This window comes from Streptodolium elevatio (genome assembly GCF_053592165.1).
This window is the reverse complement of sequence record NZ_JBSFVE010000022.1, coordinates 89,852-107,538: the sequence shown is the minus strand read 5'-3', so window position 1 is coordinate 107,538 and position 17,687 is coordinate 89,852. Positions and strand designations below refer to the sequence as shown.

The following is a 17,687-nucleotide window of genomic DNA, read 5'->3' as shown; positions in this document are numbered from 1 at the left end:
TCTGAGGACGCATGGGCATCTACAACGTGCACGAGCGACTGCTGACCGCGAAGGAGAGCGACGTGGGCGCGCTGATCGACGCCCTGTCGAGCAGCGCTGACGAACTGTGGCCGCGCCGGGAGTGGCCGCCGATGAAGTTCGACCGTCCCCTGGCCGCCGGGGCGGTAGGCGGCCACGGTCCGGTCCGCTACACGGTCGCCGCGTACGTCCCCTCCGTCTGGGTTCGCTTCGCCTTCAGCGGACCGCGCGGCTTCCACGGATTCCACGAATACGCCGTCCTGGCCGTCGACGACGAACACACGCTGCTGCGCCACACCCTCGCCATGGACGCTCGCGGACCGGCCCGGCTCACCTGGCCACTCCTGTGGCGGCCGCTCCACAACGCCTGCCTGGCGGACAGCCTCGACCGCGCCGAACTGGCGTGCACGGGCGCGGTGGCACGCCCGGCGCGCTGGAGCCGGTACGTACGCCTGCTACGCGGCATCGGGCGTGGGGTGGCACGCCTCGCAGCCTGACTCACCGGCACGGGCTCAGGTCGCACCGCCGCGAGAGGCGCGCTCACCCCGTGCGTAGAAGTGGGTGGCCGGACGGCCCGACCCGCGAAATCGAAGACGCGCCTAATCCTCCTCGAGCCATCGCATGCGTTCGGCTTCGCTGGGGGCGGGGGTGTCGACGATGTGGGGGACGAAGCGGGCGTAGAAGTCCGTGACGGGGCCGTCGGATTCGCGGACGCCGAGGCCGGCGGCCTTGCCGTCGACGATCCACGAGCCGAGCACGACTTGATTGCCGTCGAGGTTCGGCAGAGGTACGTACTCCTGGAAGCACCAGCCCTCGGAGCCGTCGTAGTCGACGCTCGGGTGCACGTACTCCGAGTCGGGCGTGACGATGCGCACCGAGTCGCCTTCGCGGCCGTGCAAGGGCTTTGCGACGTACGAGGTCAACTCGCGCGGGGAGTCGAGGTACGCGGGGAGGAGGTTCGGGTGTCCGGGATACAGCTCCCAAAGGGTCGCCAGGATCGCCTTGTTGGACAGCACGGCCTTCCAGGCCGGTTCGAGGAAGCGCACGGTGTCCGGGTGGTCGACGGCGTGGCGCCCGAACGGATCGGTCAGCATGTCCTCCCACGGATACAGCACGAACATCGTGTCGATCGCCCGGTCCTCAAGGTCGACGAAGCGCAGCGCGCCGTCGTGCCAGCCGATGTCGGCGACCTCCAGGCCGACCGTGGTGAGCCCGGCCTCGGTGGCCGTGTCGCGGAGGTACGAGGCGGTCAGCCACTCCTCGTCGAAGTCGGTGCCGCCCACGTGCGCGAAGTGCACGACCTCGGACGCGAGCCTCGGCGCCATGCGCTGCCAGGCCCGCACGAGGCGTTCGTGCAGGCTGTTCCACTGGTCGCGGTCGGGGAAGCGGTCCCGCAGCCAGAACCACTGGATCATGGACGCCTCGATCAGCGTCGTCGGCGTATCCGCGTTGTACTCGAGGAGTTTCGGCTCGGCGATGCCGCCGGTCGCGCCGCCCCAGGCGAGGTCGAAGCGGCCGTACAGGCTCGGATGGTCCTCGTCGAGCGTGCGCAGGAGGTAGGCGCGCGCGTCCTCCGGGAGCGCGAACGCCGCCAGGTCGCCGCGCTCCAGTACGTGCCGCGCCGCCGAAACGCACATCTCGTGCAGTTCCCGCGTCACCTGCTCCAGGCGGTCGATCTCCGGCAGCGTGAACCGGTAGTAGGCGTTTTCGAACCAGTACGGCACCTCGCCGCCGCCGTCCAGGCGGGTCGTCACGTACAACATCCCCTGCGACTCGACCAAGTGCTTCCAGTCGGGCCGCGGTTCGATCGCTATCCGGTCCATCGCCGCATGGTGGCACGGCCTGGGAACCGGCACGCGGGCAGCCCGGCGGGTTGGGGGACAGGTGCGCCGGACCGAAGTCGGGTCGGGCAGCCAGGGAGGCGGCTGGTTTGAGCCCGAAGCGTCGTACGGCCGCGGCTCCGGCCGCGGCCCCGGTCTCGGCCTGGCCCCGTCTTCCGGCCGACCCCGCCCCGCCGACGACGCCGGACCGGCTCAGCCGCCTCCGCCGCTGCTCCCGTCACCGCCGCTGCCCCCGAACCCGCCGCGCGTGACCGACCCGCTGTTGGGCCGGGTGAACGTCCCGCCGGTGCCGGTGTAGGAACTGCCCTCGGAGGGAACGGCGTTCTCCTGCTTCCCCGTCTTGCGCGGTATGTAGTACCAGGAGTAGACGTTCGTGCGGTCCGTCAGACACAAGTTGTCGGCCACGCGCATCATCGACTGCCGGTGTACGCACACTTCCGAATAGTCCGACTTCTTCGACCCCTTGGAGCCACCGCCGCACGCGGCCAGCGCACAGGCGAGGCTCAGGGTCGTTGCCGCGGCCACCGTCGCCGATCTCAGACGACGCCCCGAAGGTGGCATGCGAACTCCTCAGATAGTCAGATGGCCCGTCAGTACGTCGGCCTACAGGTACGTCGGACAGGACCTTCGTGTGCCTGGCCGGACAAGCATGCCCGCATAGGTATCCGCCCCGCACGTACACCCGTTCGCAAGAGGCCGCGCAGACCGGCCGCGCCCCGCGCCGCGCGTGCCGGAGCACGGAGCCCGCGCCGACAACCGTACGGACACTCCGCGATGAGATCATGTGTCGGCAAAAGCCAGGAAACCCCTGGAAACCGAGACGACCCGGGAGAACAGCGCATGACCGTACGCGGAACCCTCCTCGTCACCGGAGGCAGCAAGGGCATCGGCGCCGCCGTGGCACGCGCCGCCGCCGACGCCGGCTGGGCGGTAGCCGTCAACTACGCGTCGGACGAGGACGGCGCCCTCAAGGTCGTCGCGGCCGTCGAGGCGGCCGGCGGCACGGCGGTGGCGCTGCCGGGCGACGTGTCCGTCGAGGGCGACGTGGTCCGCCTGTTCGACGCCGCCGAGGCGGTGCTCGGCGGTCCGGTCGCCGCACTGGTCAACAACGCCGGGATCGTCGGCGCCCACGGGCGTTTCGACGACCTGGACAGCGACGCGCTGCGCCGTACGGTCGACGTCAACGTGGTCGGAGCCATGCTCTGCGCCCGCGAGGCGGTCCGCCGCATGTCCACCCGGCGCGGCGGCCCGGGCGGCCTCATCGTCAACATCTCCTCGCGCGCGGCGCAGTTGGGCAGCGCGGGGGAGTGGGTGCACTACGCCGCCACAAAGGCCGCCGTCGACGCCCTCACCCTCGGCCTCGCCCACGAGGTGGCCGCCGAGGGCATCCGCGTGAACGCGGTGGCCCCGGGGCTCATCGAGACGGGCCTGCACGCGGGTGCCGGGCAGCCGAACCGCCTTGCGGAGAAGGCGAACTCCATCCCGATGGGACGCGCCGGGACGGCCGAAGAGGTGGCCGAGGCGGTCATGTGGCTGTTGTCCGACGCCTCCGCGTTCACCACCGGGGCCGTACTGCCGGTGCATGGCGGCCGCTGACCGGCGCCGCGCCAGGGCGCGCCAGGTGTCCAGGGAGCGCAACGTGCGGGCATTCCGGTGGAAGCACTGCTCCGCATCCGCTTGGATTGGCGGTGATGACCGAGACCGCCACCACCCGCGACCTGCTCGAACGCCTTGAGGCGTATTACGACACGGTCCCCCGCAACACCGTCCTCCCCGAGGACTTCGGCTCGCTGACGCTGTTCCTCCAGGACGGCGACGGCTGGCCGTTCTACGCCCGCCCCACGCGCGGACACACCGCCCGCCCCACCGTCGGCGACGTCGCCGCGGTACGCCTGCGGCAGCGCGAACTCGGCCTGCCCGAGGCGTTCGAGTGGGTACACGAGACGACGCCGGGCCTGCGCGACGTGGCGCTGCGCGCCGGGCTCAACGTGCACGCACACCCGATCATGGTGCTGGACGAGGCCGCCTTCCGGCGGGTCACCCGGCCCCGTTCGGAGGAGGTCGAGGTACGCCGGGTCGAGCACGACGCACTCGACCTCGCCCGCGTGCAGAGCGTCCCGGTGGTCGCGTTCTCCGAGCCGGGCACCGCGATCGGACTCGGCGGTCCCGAACTGCGCGACGCGGCGGCGCCCGGCCAACGACCGGAGACGCTGCGGTACATCGGGGAACGCATGCGCACCGGGCGGACCGTCACCTATGCGGCGTACACCGACAAGGGGCCCGTCGCGGTCGGCAGCCACCAGCCGCGCGGCCGGGTCACCGAGGTCGTCGCGATCGGCACACTGCCCAGCGCCCGGCGCAGGGGACTGGCGGCGGCGGTCACCTGGGCCCTGGTCGTCGACGCCCTCGACGCCGGCATGGACCTGGTGTTCCTGAGCGCGGGCGACGGCGACGTGGCGCGCGTGTACGGCAGGCTCGGCTTCCACCGCATCGCCACCGCAATGATCGCCGAGCCCTTCGCCTGACCGCACGCACCCGACTGCCCGGGAGCCCTACCGGCTATGAGAGGGCGCTTTTGGTTTGCCATTGGGGGTAGGGCATCTGCCATGCGCCGAAGCCGTTGCCCGGGTCGGTGACTGCGGTGCTTGTCGAGCCCTTGACGACCACGGGGTCGCCGACCTGTACGCGGTCGTAGAACCACTTGGCGTCCTCGACCGTCATGCCCACGCAGCCGTGGCTGGTGTTGTTGCGGCCGATGTTCGCGGTGTTCCAGGCGGCGGAGTGGAAGAACGTCCCGGACGAGGTGAAGTGCACGACCCACGGGACGTCCGGCAGGTTGTAGCGGTCGCCGAGGCCGACGGTCTGCGAGTCCAGTGTCTCCTTGGCGTTCTTGGCGAGGATGACGTGGGTGCCGCCGCGCGTCGGGAACTCGGCGGAACCGGCGGACATCGGCAGCGACTTCACCAGCTGCCCGTTCTCGACGACGTTCACTTTGTGGTTCGGTACGTCCACCTCGACGACGCGGCCGGAGCCGACGGTGAACGACGTCTCGTAGTCGCGTGCGAAGTACGTGCCGGTGCCGCTCTTGACGCCCTGCAAATTCGCGTTGAGCGTCACCCGCGTGCCGGGCTTCCAGTACTCCTTCGGGCGCCAGTCCACCCGGTCCTTGCCGGACTGGTCCTTGATCCAGCCCCACGAACCCTGGGTCGGGACCGACGTGTTGACCTTGAGGTTCCGCTCCACCGCGGCCTTGTCGGCGACGGGGTAGTCGAAGACGATCGACACCGGCTGCGCGACGCCGAAGGTGCCGCCGTTGCCGGGCTTCATCGCGACCTTGTTGATGCGGTCGGCCTTCTGCGTCGTGAACTTCGTCGACGACTCCTGTGCCTTGCCCTTGGGGGTGCGGCTCGATATGTCGACCTGGTACGCCGTGCCCGGTGCGGTACGTCCGCTCGACGTCCACGTCTTGCGGTCGGCGCTCAGCGCGCCCGCGACCGCACCACCGTCGGCGTCCGTCACGCGGACCGCGGTGAGGGTCCCCTCGTCGGAGGTCACCGTGACCGGTCGCCCGGCCTCTGCGGTGACCGAGCCGTCCGCCGGGTCCACCCGAACCTTGGGCGGAGCCTCCTGGTCTTTCTTGTCTTGCTTGTCATGTTTGTCCTTGTCTTGTGCGTCTTGCCCGTCCGGCTTGCCGGTGCCGTCCTGGCCGCCGGGCTTCGCATCCGTGCCGGTCCCCCCGTCGCCGCCGGTCTGGCCGGTCCCCGAGTCGTCGCCCGCCTCCGTCGCGGCGGCGCCGGAACCCCCGCCCTGGCTGCTCTGCCCCTCGTCGCCCCGGTCGGACGAGCCACCCCCGCAGGCGGCCGTCAGCAGCAGGGCCGAGGCGGCGACGGCGGGCAGGAGGACGGTGCGGAGCCCCTTGCGGGGGCCGGGTATGACTGCGCGACTCACGTAGTGACCTCGTGGCTGGGGAACCGGGTGGCGGCGGGCGCCGCCACGGGTGGAACCGGGTGATTTTCTCTTTAATGATGATCAACGATCAAATCGCCCGAACCGGTTCCGTGGAACGGATCACACGCGCCGCGTCACCCGATGCCGAAGACCCCACGTGGCGGCGCCGGCGACCCCGTCGCTGTGTCATCGGTCACGGCCGGCCGCCCGGCCGCGAAAGCGTCCAGGTCACGCCCGTCCAGCACCACGGCCGGGTACGGGTCCGCCGCGGCCCGCGCCGCGATCTCGCCGACCGGCAGCCCGGCCCGCCCGGCCACCAGCACTGCGTTCGCGAAGCGCTCCCCGTCCAGGTGCTCGCGTTCGGCGATCAGGCACGCGTACGGGAAGACCGCCCGCGCGGTGGCGACCTGCCCCCGCAGGAAGTCCAGCGCGCCGCCGTCCGCGACATTGGCCGCGTAGAACCCGCCGGGCCGCAGCACCCGGGCCGCGTCCGCGACGAACTCCACCGAGGTCAGGTGGGCAGGGGTCAGCGCGCCGTGGAACACGTCCGCGAGCACCACGTCCGCTGATTCCGCGGGCAGCGCCGCGAGTGCGGCGCGGGCGTCCGACGCCTCCACGGCGACCGCCGAGCCGGCGGGAAGCGGCAGGTGGCGCCGCACGAGAGCGGTGAGCGCCGCATCCGCCTCGATCACGTACTGCCGCGAGCCCGGCCGGGTGGCCTCGGCGTAGCGCGCGAGGGTGAGCGCGCCGCCGCCGAGGTGCACGAGGTCCAGCGGCCCGGCGCCGGGAGCGGCGAGGTCGACCACGTGGCCGAGGCGCCGGACGTACTCGAACTCCAGATACTCCGGGTCGTCGAGGTCGACGTACGACTGCGGCGAACCGTCGAGGGTCAGCAGCCACGCCCCCGGCCGGTCGATGTCCGGCAGCAGCGCCGCGCGCCCCAGATCCACATCGGCGGACACCGGCACGCGCTCGTCCTCTTCATCCATGCGCCGATTCTCGCGCCTGGGCGCGGGGCCACCCGCCAAGCATCCTCCAGGCACCTGCCGGGCATGCCGGGAACCGCCGGAAGTGTCGGTCCGCCTCGTTAGCGTTCGTCGCATGACGACCTTCTCCGGACAACGGTGGGACGGACCGCTCGCCCGCGCCGCAATCGAGGACGTCGACTGGGCGTCGCTCACGCACGCCTACGGGGCCGCCGACGATGTGCCCGACCGCATAGCCGCGCTTCGGTCACCCGACCGGAGCACCCGGGACCAGGCGTATGCGGCGCTGTACGGCAGCGTGTTCCACCAGGGCACCCGCTACGCCGCCAGCCCCTTCGCCGCCCGCGCGCTGATATCCCTGGCCGCCGACACCGCCACGCCGCAGCGGCACCGCGTGCTCGCCCTGCTCGCCTCCCTCGCGATCGGGTACGACGACGCCTGCCTACCCGGCGGGTTCGACCCGGCCCGGCTGCGCCGCGAGGTCGCCGAGGCCGCCGCGCTCGACCCGGCGGACGCGCGCCGCGAGATGGAGGAGTGGGTCGCCGAGGCGCCGAGCGAGGACATCCGCCGCAACCGGGCCTACCACCTGGAGGTCTTCGACTTCGCGTTCGAACGCGACTGCCTGCGCTGGGCGCTGGAGTCGTACGACGCGGTGCGCACCGGGACGGCGGTCTACCGCGCGCTGCTGGAGGACGACGAGCCCGGCGTGCGCATCGCCGCCGCGTACCTGCTCGCATGGTTCCCCGAGGACGCGGAGCGCAGCGTCCCGGCGCTGGTCGAAGTGCTGCGCACCGAGGCGCACGGACACGTCGTGGCCACGGCGGCGGTGGCGGTGCTGCTGCTCGGCGGCGACGCCGCACTCACCCCCTGGGCCGAACGGGGGATGTCGGACACCGGCGAACCGGTCGCCTGGGCCGCCGCGTTCGTGCTGGCGTGCCTCGGCGGGGGATCCGCCCGCGCGGAGGCTGTGGCGGTACTCCAGGCCCGCATCGCGCAGGACGCCGACGGACCCGACGAAGACGGGCCTGTGCCGGACGACGACGAGACCGCCGCGCCCGACGACGAGGCCGCCGTGTCGGTGCCGTACCTCGGCGGCGACCTGGCCGGACTCGCGATGGCCGCGCTCGAACTCCTGGGCGTGGACGGCGGCGACGCGTACGCGTGAGCCCGTCCGCGTGCGGTCTTCGGTGCTTTGACAGCGCGTCAGCTCCTGTTGCGGCAGTGATCAGGCTGCCTAATGATGCAACGGTGGATGAAAACCGGATCAAATAGGCATTTTGCGCGCCCTGTTGATCGTGTGATCCCCGGATCCGGTGCCTGCCCCGCCGTGAAGGAGCTCAGACGTGGCATCGATGGACGTGCCCGCGAGCCGGGTCGCCACCACCGGCAGGCGTACCGCCGCCCACGCCGGGCCCAAACTCAACGCCATCTCCTGGATCGCCCTGGCCCTGATGACCACCAGCTCGGTGGCCTCGCTGCGCGCCGCGCCCACGATGGCGATCTACGGTCTGGCCGCGGTCTTCCTCTACCTCGTGCCCGCCATCGTCTTCCTGCTGCCCACCTCGCTCGTCTCCGCCGAACTCGCGTCCGGCTGGAGCGGCGGCGTGTACCGCTGGGTCGCCGAAGGGCTCAGCAAGCCCCTGGGATTCCTGGCCGTGTGGTGCCAGTTCGCGATGACGATCTTCTATTACCCGAGCCTGCTCGGGTACGTCGCCAGCACCTTCGCGTACGTCATCGACCCCAGCCTGGCCAACCACGGGATCTACACCGCGATCGTCATCGTCACGCTCTTCTGGCTCGGCGTCCTGGTCTCGTCACGCGGCACCAAGACGGTCGCGGGGCTGTCCAGCATGGGCCTGATCATCGGCACCCTGGTCCCCGGACTGCTGCTCGTGGTGCTCGGATTCGTCTTCCTGGGCCAAGGCAATGCCTCGGCGGCCCCGATGGACAGCAGCCACATCCTCCCGCCGTGGACGGGCCTGGCCAGCCTCGTCCTCATCGTCAACAACTTCCTCAGCTACTCCGGCATGGAGATGAACGCGGTCCACGTCTCGTCGCTGCGCAAGCCCGCGACCGAGTTCCCCAGGGCGATGTTCCTCGCCACCGGCCTGGTCCTGCTCATCTTCATCCTCCCGGCCATCGCCATCAGCTGGGTCGTGCCGTCGTCGAGCCTGTCGCTGACCGCGGGCGTCATGCAGGCCTTCGACGCGTTCTTCTCGTACTTCAACGTCAACTGGCTCACCCCGGTGCTCGGCATCATGCTCATCGCCGCCTCCCTCGGCGGCATGCTGACCTGGCTCGCCGGACCGTCCAAGGGCCTGCTGACCGTCGCCCGCGAAGAGGGCTACCTACCGCCGTTCCTCCAGCGCCTCAACAAGCACGGCGTGCAGCAGAACATCCTCGTCAGCCAGGGCATCGTCACCACCGGCATCGCCCTGCTGTACGCCTTCATCCCCGACGTCTCCAGCGCCTACTGGATCCTGTCGGTCATCACCACGCAGGTCTACCTCATCGTCTACCTGCTGATGTTCGTCGCCGCGATGCGGCTGCGCCGCATCAAGCCCGACCACCCGCGCGGCTTCCGCGCCCCCGTGCTGCCCGTGCTGTGCGTCACCGGCCTGCTCGCGTCCGCCGCGGCCCTGGTGATCGGCTTCGTGCCGCCGTCGCAGTTCGGCTCCGGGAGCGTCTGGTCGTACATCGGCATCGTCGGCGGCGGCCTGCTCATCGTCGGCCTGCTGATCCCGTTCCTCTTCTACCGATTCCGCAAGCCCCACTGGAAGCAGCCCGACACCGAATGGAAGGCCGGCGTCGGCACCGTGACCGAGGGCGAGGGCCAGGCATGAGCACCAAGACACACCACGTGCAGGGCGAGGACGTCGACCACGCCGGACACGTCGACACCGGCATCATGAGCCGCAGGTGGATCTACGTCGGATCCCTCGTGCTCCTCCTCGGCCTCCTGATCAGCGGCATCGTCGCGTACAACAGCGTGCACAGGACGAACCAGGCCACCGACAAGGCCAACCAGCTGCGCGCCGCCCTCGGCGCCGCAGGGCTCCCGCAGCCCGACACGGACCTGATCGTGCGCAACCTCGGCACCGACGGAGGCATCGTCTGCGAGGACCCCGGCGACGCGTTGCGCCAGGGCGTCGACCGGGTCAGCCTCAACAACGGCGCGGCGGGGCCCGGGCAGCGCCCGATCATCGGCAGCGCCCGGGTCGCCCAGGCCGAACGCATCGTGCTGCAGACGTACTGCCCGGACAAGGTCGCCGCGTTCGACAACGAGATCGACGACCTCAAGTTCGACGACGTCGTCGAACCCTGAGACTCCCGGCCACCGGAAGGACCACCGCACATGACCACCCAGGGCACCACGGCGGACGCGGCGCTCGCCCAGCGCGTCAAGGCCGAGATGGCGCGCACCCGGCGCGACCTCGCCACTCTCGTCGGCTTCAAATCCGTCTACGACGCCCGGCAGTTCCCGGTGGAGGAGTGCCACAAGGCCGCCCGGTTCGTCGCCGACGCCTTCCGCGAACTCGGCTTCACCGACGCCCGCCTGGAGGAGACACCCGACGGCAGCAATGCCGTCGTCGGCCACCGCCCCGGCCCCGCCGGCGCCCCGACGGTCCTGCTCTACTGCCACTACGACGTCCAGCCCCCGCTGGACGACGACGCCTGGCAGTCCCCGCCGTTCGAGCTCACCGAGAAGGACGGCCGCTGGTACGGGCGCGGCACCGCAGACTGCAAGGGCAACATCGCCATGCACCTCACCGCCCTGCGCGCCCTAGGCGACGACATCCCCGTGTCGCTGCGTATCGTCGCGGAAGGCTCCGAGGAACAGGGCACCGCGGGACTTGAGGAGTACGTGCCGGCCAACCCCGACGTGCTGCGCGCCGACGCGATCCTGGTGTGCGACACCGGCAACGCCGCCGTCGGCCTGCCCACCCTCACCACGACCCTCCGCGGCGTCGCCAACCTCGTCGTCGAGGTACGCGCGCTCAAGGGCGCCGTGCACTCCGGCATGTTCGGCGGACCCGCCCCCGACGCACTGGCCGCGCTGATCGCCATGCTCGCCTCGCTCCGCGACGCCGACGGCGGCACGGCCGTGGACGGACTTCCGCACGACCAGGTGTGGCAGGGCGAGCCGTACGACGAGGCGCAGTTCCGCGCGGACGCGGGCGTGCTCGACGGCGTCGGGCTCGTCGGCGGGGGAGCGGTCGCCGACCTCGTCTGGGCCCGCCCCGCGGTCACCGTGCTCGGCATCGACTGCCCGCCCGTCGTCGGGTCCAGCGCCTCGGTGCCGCCCGTCGCCCGCGCCCGCGTCAGCCTGCGTGTGCCGCCCGGGCAGGACGCCGACGACGCGCTCGACAAGCTCGTCCACCACCTCAAGGCGCACGCGCCGTGGGGCGTGCAACTCGCCTTCGAACCCGAGCAGTCCGGATCGCCGTTCGAGGCCGCCATAGGCGGACCCGGGTACGCCGCGCTGCGCGAGGCGCTCGAGGAGGCGTACGACCGGCCGATGACGACGGTCGGACAAGGCGGCTCCATCCCGCTCTGCACGATCTTCAAGGAGACCTTCCCGGACGCGGAGATCGCGCTCATGGGCGTCGAGGAGCCGCGCTGCCTGATCCACGCGCCGAACGAGAGCGTCGACCCCACCGAGATCGAGCACATGGCCCTCGCCGAGGCGCTGTTCCTCAGGAAGTACGCGGCCATGACGAAGGGGTGACCCGAGCGGCGGCACATCCCGCGCACGGTCCGGAGTGCCGCACGGTCCGGAGTGCCGCTCGGTTCGCCGACGCCGCTCGGTCCGCCACGCCACGCCGGACGCGGACCCGGGCGTATTCGGACCCGGGCGGACGCGGACCCGGGCGTACGCGGACACGGGCGGAGCCAGTGCCGGCGCCGGGGCGGAACGGGCGGCGCCGAGCCGGGTGTCATAGCGGGGCGAATGACGCGTCCGCCCCCAGAATGACCTGTGTGACGTCCGCCCCCGCGCCGAAGAACCCCGTCCGGCCGTGGGACCACATCGCACTGCTGGCCCTGGCCGCGACCGGCGGCGCGGTCGACGCCTTCACCCTTTTCTGCCTGGGCAAGGTCTTCGCCGGCGTGATGACCGGCAACTTCGTGCTCGTCGGGGCCGCGGCGGTCGACGGCGACGGAGACGTGGTCCGCCACGCGGTCGCCGCCCTGGCCGGGTTCGTCGCCGGAGCCGCCGCCGCGGGCGCCGCCGTCGGCCGGCTGCGGGTACGCGACCTCCTGCTCGTCGAACTGGCCCTGCTCGCGATCCCCGCCCTCGCCTGGGCACTCGACACCGGGCACACCGAGAGCGGGCGCACGCTCCTGGTTCTCGCCGCCGCACTGGCCATGGGCCTCCAGGCCGGCACCTGGGGCACCCCCTCGACCTACTTCACCGGGACCCTCGTCGCCGTGGCCCGCCGGGCCGGAGGGGGCCAACCGCTCGCCGCGCAGGACTTGTGGGCACTGGGGCGCCTCGCCGCGGTCGTCGCGGGGGCGGCCGCCTCCGCGGCGGTGGCGAACACGTGGTCACGCGGCGCGGGCCTGGTGGCGTTCGGACTGGCGGCCGCCGTCCTGTGCGTGATCCTCGCGACGTCCGAGCGAGCGGACGAAACCGACGAGAACCACTAGCCACACGGCGGCCGCGACCCACAGCAGCACGCGTCCGGGGCGGTCCAGCCACGCGATGCCGGCCGCGGTCGACACCGACAGCGCTGCCACCGCCGTCATGCCCAGCGGGAACACCGTCGACCAGCGGCGGATGCTGTAGTACGGGCGCGGGCGCCACAGTTCGGCGGCGGCGAGCACCGCGTACCAGGCGGCGGCGAGGGCGAGGAGCACGAGCGTCGTCGTCCGTAGGACGGTGTGCGACCACCCCGTCCACACGGGAGAGGCGATCAGCTTCGAGCCCGCGACGGTGGAGATGGCGAGCGCGCCGCCCGCGATCCAGTGGTCCCCCTCACCGGTCAGCACCTGGCGGAAGTCGAAGCGCAGCAGCGCGTCCACGTACAGCGCGAGGCCGAACGCGAACAGGCACAGCGCGATCCACATCAGCCAGTCGCCGGCCTGCGGGGCGAGCGTGCCGGCCAGCACGGCCAGGCCCTGCGTCGCGACGCACACCAGGAACACCACCCCCGGCATGCCGCGGCGCTGCCAGTGCCGGACGACGGCGAGCAGCAGGAACGGCCATACCGCGGCCGCCAGGACGAGCAGCACGGCCGCCACCTCGTGCCACCCGAGCACGGCGATGCGGGTGCCCAGGACCGAGGTCGCGGCGACGGCGGTGAGCGCCGGCGGGGTGTCGGCGTCGGTACGCCAGTGCGGCCGGTCCCACCGCACCCGCAACGCGAACGCGCAGGCCAGCACCGCCCACACGACGCCGGCGAGCGCGAGGAGCGCCTTCGACAGGACCTCGAAACCGGCGAGGTGCATGCCGATGGAGACGATGGCCGTGGACATCACGGCCGCTCCCGAGGCAGGCGGGAACTCCGTCCACCACCCGCGACCGTGCCCGCTCATCCCTCCATGGGACAGCCCCCGCCACCCCGCCGCCACTCGGCGCCACCCGAACGGGCGGCGCCGAGCCGCGCGTCAGCGGCCGCGCAGCTCGCGGTACCGGGCGATCAGCGACGCGGTGGACGCGTCGAGGCCGTCCGCCCCGGTGCCCTGCGTCAGGACCGGCTCCAGGCGCTTGGCCAGGACCTTGCCCAGCTCGACACCCCACTGGTCGAACGAGTCGATGTCCCACACCGCGCCCTGCACGAACACCTTGTGCTCGTACAGCGCCACCAACTGGCCCAGCACCGACGGCGTCAGCGCGTCCGCCAGGATGGTGGTGGTCGGGTGGTTGCCGCGGAACGTCTTGTGCGGGACCAGCTCCTCCGCGACGCCCTCGGCCCGCACCTCGTCCGGGGTCTTCCCGAACGCCAGCGCCTGCGTCTGCGCGAAGAAGTTGGCCATCAGCAGGTCGTGCTGCGCGGCCGGCCCCGGCGGCAGCTCGTCCACCGGACGGGCGAACCCGAGGAAGTCGGCGGGAATGAGCTTCGTGCCCTGGTGGATCAACTGGTAATACGCGTGCTGCCCGTTCGTCCCCGGCGTGCCCCACACCACCGGACCGGTCTGCCACCCGACCGGGTTGCCCTCGCGGTCCACCGACTTGCCGTTCGACTCCATGTCGAGCTGCTGGAGGTACGCGGTGAACTTCGACAGGTAGTGCGAGTACGGCAGCACGGCATGCGACTGGGCGTCGAAGAACGCGCCGTACCAGACCCCCAGAAGGCCCATCAGCATCGGCGCGTTGCGCTCCGGCGGCGCGCTGCGGAAGTGCTCGTCGACCAGGTGGAAGCCGTCCAGCATCTCGCGGAAGTGCCGCGGCCCGATCGCGATCATCAGGGACAGCCCGATCGCCGAGTCGTAGGAGTACCGCCCACCGACCCAGTCCCAGAACTCGAACATGTTCGCGGTGTCGATCCCGAAGTCCGCGACCTTCTCCGCGTTCGTGGACAGCGCCACGAAGTGCCGCGCTACCGCGTCCTGGTCGGCCTTCAGCTCGCCGAGCAGCCAGTCGCGCGCCGAGGTCGCGTTCGTGACCGTCTCGATCGTCGTGAACGTCTTGGACGCCACGATGAACAGCGTCTCCGCCGCGTCCAGGTCCCGGACCGCCTCGTACAGGTCGGCGCCGTCCACGTTCGACACGAAGCGGAAGGTCAGGTCCCGCGTGGCGAAGGTGCGCAGCACCTCGTACGCCATCGCCGGACCCAGGTCCGACCCGCCGATCCCGATGTTGACCACGTTGCGGATGCGCTTGCCCGTGTGGCCCTTCCATTCACCCGAACGGACCTGGTCGGCGAACGCGGCCATCTTGTCCAGCACCGCGTGCACCTCGGGCACCACGTTGCGCCCGTCCACCTCGACGACCGCGTCGCGCGGCGCGCGCAGGGCGGTGTGCAGCACCGCGCGGTCCTCGGTCACGTTGATCTTCTCGCCCCGGAACATCGCGTCCCGCAGCCCGGCCACGTCCGTCGCCGCCGCCAGTTCGCGCAGCGCCGCCAGCACCCCGTCGTCGACCAGGTGCTTCGAGTAGTCCACGAACAGGTCGCCCACCCGTACGCCGTAGCGCTCGGCGCGACCCGGATCCGCCGCGAACAGGTCGCGCAGGTGGGCGTCCCGGAACCGCTCCTCCCGGAGGCCCCGCAAGGCCGCCCATTCGGGTCGCTGGTCGAGACGGGGCTTGTTCACCGCAGGCATTGGCGCATCCCAGGGAAGAGGACGGAAACGCTCGTAGGTTACTGCGAACCGGGATAACCGAAGGGTTGTGCCGCGCATACCGGACCGCGATTCCGGTTACTCGCACGATCTATGGCAACCACAACCGAGCCCACGACCCCGGTCGACCGGGAGAGCCTCAAGCGCGTCACGGTCATCGCCGCCGCCGCCGCGCTCGGCGGCTTCCTGTTCGGGTACGACAGCTCCGTCATCAACGGCGCCGTCACCGGCATCCAGGACCACTTCGAGGTCGGCAGCGGGGAGACCGGCACCGTCGTCGCGGTCGCGCTGCTCGGCTCCGCCGCGGGCGCGGCCGTCGCCGGACGCCTCGCCGACCGCCTCGGCCGGCTCCGCGTCATGCACATCGCCGCGGTGCTCTTCGCGGTCAGCGCGGTCGGCTCGTCCATGCCGTGGGACATCTGGTCGCTGGGCGCGTGGCGGGTGCTCGCCGGATTCGCCATCGGCCTGGCGTCCGTCATCGGCCCCACGTACATCGCCGAGATCGCGCCGCCCGCGCACCGCGGCAAACTCGCCTCGTTCCAGCAGATGGCCATCGTCCTCGGCATCACCGCGTCGCAGCTCGTCAACTGGGGGATCGCGCAAGGCGCCGACGGCAAGAGCCAGAACGCGCTGGGCCCGCTGGACGCCTGGCAGTGGATGCTCATGGCCGCCGTCGTACCCGCGCTGCTCTACCTGGTGCTCACCCTGGCCATCCCCGAGTCGCCGCGGCACCTGGTGGCCACCGGCCGCCTCGACGAAGCCGCCCGCGTACTGCGCGAGGTCGAGGGCCGCGGCGTCGCCCCGAAGTCCCGCATCGCCCAGATCCAGCACTCCATCGCCACCGACCACAAACCCCGGTTCACCGACCTGCTCGGCCGCTTCGGCCCGCTGCCCATCGTGTGGGCGGGCATCGGCCTCGCCGTCTTCCAGCAGCTCGTCGGCATCAACGTGATCTTCTACTACTCGTCGATCCTGTGGCAGTCGGTCGGCATCGACGAGTCCAACTCGCTGCTCATCAGCATCTCGACGTCGATCGTCAACATCGTCGGCACCGTCGTCGCGATGCTCTTCATCGACAAGATCGGCCGCAAACCGCTCGCGATGATCGGATCCGTCGGCATGACGGTCGCCCTCGGCTGCGCCTCGTGGGCCTTCTCCTACAAGACCGGCAGCGGCACCGAGATCTCCATCCCCGACACCCAGGGCACGATCGCCCTGGTCGCCGCGCACGTCTTCGTCTTCTTCTTCGCCGTGTCCTGGGGCGTCATCCTGTGGGTCATGGTCGGCGAGATGTTCCCGCTGCGCATCCGCGCGCTCGCGGTCTCCGTCGCGACCTCGTTCAACTGGATCGCCAACTGGGCCGTCACCGAGTCGTTCCCGACCATGCGCGACTGGAACCTGTCGGCCACGTACGCCATGTACGCCGGATTCGCGCTCCTGTCCCTGCTATTCGTCAAGGCCTTCGTCACCGAGACCAAGGGAAGGACCCTGGAGAGCATGTGACTCCGGCACGGCCACCGGATCCGCCCAGATGTCCAGCGGCACGTACCCCGCCGCCCGGCCGTCGGAGGTCAGCAGGCGGCCCATGCGCTTGGCCACCTCCAGAGTCACCGCCCGGTCCAGCACCGCGACACCCGGGAAGCGACGCACCAGGTCCGCCTCCCACACCGGTACGTCGCCCACCGACCGCAGCCACGTCACGACGCACAGGTTCGCCGTCCCCGTCACCGCCGCACACAGGCGTACGTCACCGTGCGCCGCCAACGCCCCGCCGACCGCCTCCAGTTCCCCCGGCGGCACACTCACCCACAACGTCGCGCACACCGGCCACCCGGACAGGGAGTGCGCGACCTCGCAGCGCAGCCGCGCGTGCCCCGACGACACCAGCCACGCGAGCCGCCGCGCCGCCGTCGCCGCACTCACCCCCAGCACCCGCGCCAGGTCCGCGACCGGCACCCGCGCGTCCAACCCCAGCGCCAGCACGAGCTCCCGCTCGGCGTCGGTGACCCGGCGCGGGCGCGGCGTGTCGTCGCCCGCCGCCACCAGGCTGCGCCGCTGCCCCGGGTCGAGCGACCGCAGCCGCCACGAACTGCCCTCCTGGTACAGCCGGGTCACCAGGTGCGTACGCGAGGCCGTCACCCCGGGCACCGCCGACAAGCGGTGCTGGAGGTAGCGCGTCAGCGTCGCCGGATCCGGCGCACCCACGGTGACCAGCAGGTCCCGGCCACCCGTCAGGTGCTCCACCGCGATCGCGTGCGCGTCCTCCGCCAGCCGCCGCGCCACCTCGCCCACCCGCCCCCGTTCGGCGTCGACCTCCACCAGCGCGAGGCACCCCGGGTCGAACGAACCCCGTCCCGGCCCCGGGTAGCACGTGGTCCACGCGCTCCCGGACGCGACCAGCCGCCGCCAGCGCCGGGCCAGCGTCACCGGGTCGGCACCCAGCACCGGACCCAGCTCCGTCCACGGCACGCGCGGCGCCACCTGGAGCGCGTGGACCAGCGACAGGTCCAGCTCGTCGAGGTCGTCCCGCCCCCAGGACCTGAAGGATTCCTGCGTCATGCGTGCTCCCCGAGAGGTGTTCCGGCATCTGACATGCCATCACACGCACGAA

The 17,687-nt window shown here is 71.6% G+C and carries 16 protein-coding genes; 9 read left to right on the top strand and 7 right to left on the bottom strand.

Annotation, left to right across the window (positions count from 1 at the left end; all coding sequences use genetic code 11):
- Positions 1-11 precede the first annotated feature (11 nt).
- Positions 12-515 carry an SRPBCC family protein gene (locus tag ACWD12_RS32470; protein WP_358352364.1) on the top strand — a complete coding sequence of 168 codons (504 nt, stop codon included), beginning with the start codon at positions 12-14 and terminating at the stop codon, positions 513-515.
- 102 nt (positions 516-617) lie between these two features.
- Here the strand turns inward: ACWD12_RS32470 and ACWD12_RS32465 are convergent, their stop codons facing one another.
- Both ACWD12_RS32465 and ACWD12_RS32460 read right to left on the bottom strand, forming a co-directional pair.
- Positions 618-1,841 (bottom strand): glutathionylspermidine synthase family protein, encoded by a 1,224-nt coding sequence (locus ACWD12_RS32465; protein WP_450102561.1) that lies wholly within the window; start codon positions 1,839-1,841, stop codon positions 618-620.
- Positions 1,842-2,051: 210 nt separating this feature from the next.
- On the bottom strand, positions 2,052-2,420 hold the full coding sequence (locus ACWD12_RS32460; RefSeq protein ID WP_358352368.1) for a hypothetical protein: 369 nt from the start codon (positions 2,418-2,420) through the stop codon (positions 2,052-2,054).
- A 279-nt stretch (positions 2,421-2,699) separates the two neighbouring features.
- On the opposite strand from ACWD12_RS32460, the gene ACWD12_RS32455 reads away from it, so the two are divergent.
- Positions 2,700-3,455, top strand: coding sequence for an SDR family oxidoreductase (locus tag ACWD12_RS32455; RefSeq protein ID WP_450102560.1), 756 nt, complete (start codon positions 2,700-2,702; stop codon positions 3,453-3,455).
- A 95-nt stretch (positions 3,456-3,550) separates the two neighbouring features.
- Entirely contained in the window at positions 3,551-4,384 is an 834-nt protein-coding gene (locus tag ACWD12_RS32450; protein WP_358352372.1) for a GNAT family N-acetyltransferase, read from the top strand.
- A 34-nt stretch (positions 4,385-4,418) separates the two neighbouring features.
- On the opposite strand, the gene ACWD12_RS32445 is transcribed toward ACWD12_RS32450, so the two are convergent.
- Both ACWD12_RS32445 and ACWD12_RS32440 read right to left on the bottom strand, forming a co-directional pair.
- The gene (locus ACWD12_RS32445) at positions 4,419-5,807 is read right to left on the bottom strand and encodes a L,D-transpeptidase (RefSeq protein WP_450102559.1); all 1,389 of its coding nucleotides are present in this window, start codon (positions 5,805-5,807) and stop codon (positions 4,419-4,421) included.
- Between the two features lie 134 nt (positions 5,808-5,941).
- Positions 5,942-6,796, bottom strand: coding sequence for a spermidine synthase (locus tag ACWD12_RS32440; RefSeq protein ID WP_450102558.1), 855 nt, complete (start codon positions 6,794-6,796; stop codon positions 5,942-5,944).
- A gap of 112 nt (positions 6,797-6,908) precedes the next feature.
- Here ACWD12_RS32440 and ACWD12_RS32435 point away from each other — a divergent pair, with 112 nt between their 5' ends.
- The 5 genes from ACWD12_RS32435 (at position 6,909) to ACWD12_RS32415 (ending at position 12,442) form a co-directional block, all read left to right on the top strand.
- Entirely contained in the window at positions 6,909-7,958 is a 1,050-nt protein-coding gene (locus ACWD12_RS32435) for a hypothetical protein (RefSeq protein WP_450102557.1), read from the top strand.
- A gap of 178 nt (positions 7,959-8,136) precedes the next feature.
- On the top strand, positions 8,137-9,636 hold the full coding sequence (locus ACWD12_RS32430) for an APC family permease (protein WP_358352380.1): 1,500 nt from the start codon (positions 8,137-8,139) through the stop codon (positions 9,634-9,636).
- Entirely contained in the window at positions 9,633-10,118 is a 486-nt protein-coding gene (locus ACWD12_RS32425; RefSeq protein WP_450102556.1) for a hypothetical protein, read from the top strand. The genes ACWD12_RS32430 and ACWD12_RS32425 overlap by 4 nt, the downstream gene beginning before the upstream one ends.
- A 30-nt stretch (positions 10,119-10,148) precedes the next feature.
- A complete protein-coding gene (locus tag ACWD12_RS32420) occupies positions 10,149-11,522 on the top strand; it encodes a M20/M25/M40 family metallo-hydrolase (protein ID WP_450102555.1) in 1,374 nt (457 codons plus the stop codon).
- Positions 11,523-11,773: 251 nt separating this feature from the next.
- Entirely contained in the window at positions 11,774-12,442 is a 669-nt protein-coding gene (locus ACWD12_RS32415) for a YoaK family protein (protein ID WP_450102554.1), read from the top strand.
- On the opposite strand, the gene ACWD12_RS32410 is transcribed toward ACWD12_RS32415, so the two are convergent.
- Positions 12,341-13,270 carry a tellurite resistance/C4-dicarboxylate transporter family protein gene (locus ACWD12_RS32410; RefSeq protein WP_450102553.1) on the bottom strand — a complete coding sequence of 310 codons (930 nt, stop codon included), beginning with the start codon at positions 13,268-13,270 and terminating at the stop codon, positions 12,341-12,343. The two genes, ACWD12_RS32415 and ACWD12_RS32410, sit on opposite strands and share 102 nt — an antisense overlap.
- 132 nt (positions 13,271-13,402) lie before the next feature.
- Positions 13,403-15,049, bottom strand: a complete 1,647-nt coding sequence (gene pgi / locus ACWD12_RS32405) for a glucose-6-phosphate isomerase (RefSeq protein WP_450102552.1) — start codon at positions 15,047-15,049, stop codon at positions 13,403-13,405.
- Positions 15,050-15,169: 120 nt separating this feature from the next.
- Here pgi and ACWD12_RS32400 point away from each other — a divergent pair, with 120 nt between their 5' ends.
- Positions 15,170-16,579, top strand: coding sequence for a sugar porter family MFS transporter (locus tag ACWD12_RS32400; protein ID WP_358352390.1), 1,410 nt, complete (start codon positions 15,170-15,172; stop codon positions 16,577-16,579).
- Here ACWD12_RS32400 and ACWD12_RS32395 read toward each other — a convergent pair.
- Entirely contained in the window at positions 16,523-17,635 is a 1,113-nt protein-coding gene (locus ACWD12_RS32395; protein ID WP_450102551.1) for an Lrp/AsnC family transcriptional regulator, read from the bottom strand. The genes ACWD12_RS32400 and ACWD12_RS32395 overlap by 57 nt on opposite strands.
- Positions 17,636-17,687 lie beyond the last annotated feature (52 nt).

Excerpts from the sequence above, each read along its gene's own strand:
- ACWD12_RS32460 (WP_358352368.1), bottom strand. The coding sequence starts at position 2,420 with ATGCCACCTTCGGGGCGTCGTCTGAGATCGGCGACGGTGGCCGCGGCA.
- ACWD12_RS32410 (WP_450102553.1), bottom strand. The coding sequence starts at position 13,270 with ATGTCCACGGCCATCGTCTCCATCGGCATGCACCTCGCCGGTTTCGAG.
- ACWD12_RS32395 (WP_450102551.1), bottom strand. The coding sequence starts at position 17,635 with ATGACGCAGGAATCCTTCAGGTCCTGGGGGCGGGACGACCTCGACGAG.
- ACWD12_RS32450 (WP_358352372.1), top strand. The coding sequence starts at position 3,551 with ATGACCGAGACCGCCACCACCCGCGACCTGCTCGAACGCCTTGAGGCG.
- ACWD12_RS32455 (WP_450102560.1), top strand. The coding sequence starts at position 2,700 with ATGACCGTACGCGGAACCCTCCTCGTCACCGGAGGCAGCAAGGGCATC.
- ACWD12_RS32470 (WP_358352364.1), top strand. The coding sequence starts at position 12 with ATGGGCATCTACAACGTGCACGAGCGACTGCTGACCGCGAAGGAGAGC.
- ACWD12_RS32440 (WP_450102558.1), bottom strand. The coding sequence starts at position 6,796 with ATGGATGAAGAGGACGAGCGCGTGCCGGTGTCCGCCGATGTGGATCTG.
- ACWD12_RS32435 (WP_450102557.1), top strand. The coding sequence starts at position 6,909 with ATGACGACCTTCTCCGGACAACGGTGGGACGGACCGCTCGCCCGCGCC.
- ACWD12_RS32420 (WP_450102555.1), top strand. The coding sequence starts at position 10,149 with ATGACCACCCAGGGCACCACGGCGGACGCGGCGCTCGCCCAGCGCGTC.
- ACWD12_RS32425 (WP_450102556.1), top strand. The coding sequence starts at position 9,633 with ATGAGCACCAAGACACACCACGTGCAGGGCGAGGACGTCGACCACGCC.
- ACWD12_RS32465 (WP_450102561.1), bottom strand. The coding sequence starts at position 1,841 with ATGGACCGGATAGCGATCGAACCGCGGCCCGACTGGAAGCACTTGGTC.
- ACWD12_RS32400 (WP_358352390.1), top strand. The coding sequence starts at position 15,170 with ATGGCAACCACAACCGAGCCCACGACCCCGGTCGACCGGGAGAGCCTC.